This window comes from Micromonospora sp. BL1 (assembly GCF_003667485.1).
Taxonomy (GTDB): Bacteria; Actinomycetota; Actinomycetes; order Mycobacteriales; family Micromonosporaceae; genus Micromonospora; species Micromonospora tulbaghiae.
Genome location: NZ_RCVK01000030.1, coordinates 1 through 393 on the forward strand (window position 1 = coordinate 1; position 393 = coordinate 393).

The following is a 393-nucleotide window of genomic DNA, read 5'->3' on the forward strand; positions in this document are numbered from 1 at the left end:
CGCAGCCGCCCGGCCGCCGGCACGCCGCTGGAACAGAACCGCCAGGTGACCTACCAGCTGTGCGGCGGCCCGCAGCAGGTCGCCATTCCGCCCGTGGTGGGCAACCGGCTCGACAACGTCAAGCAGCAGCTGGCGGCCCTGAACCTCACCGTCGATGAGCAGTACGTCGACAGCGGTGAGGCGAAGGACACGGTCATCGACGTCGAACCCAAGGCGGGTACCAAGGTCCCCGAGGGCAGCACCGTCAAGGTGAAGGTCTCTCGGGGCAACGTAGCCGAGGTGCCGAACGTCGTCGGCTTCCCGAAGGACCAGGCGGTCAGGACGCTGAAGGACGCCGGTTACGAGGTGCGGGTGCTAGACGGCGACGAGGTGGCACCGGATCAGGCAGGGAAG

Annotated in this window: 1 protein-coding gene; it reads left to right on the forward strand. The window is 68.2% G+C overall.

Going from position 1 to position 393, the window contains the following annotated elements:
- Nucleotides 1-393 (forward strand): PASTA domain-containing protein (locus tag EAD96_RS00135; RefSeq protein WP_121682855.1); only part of this gene is annotated, 393 nt, incomplete at both ends.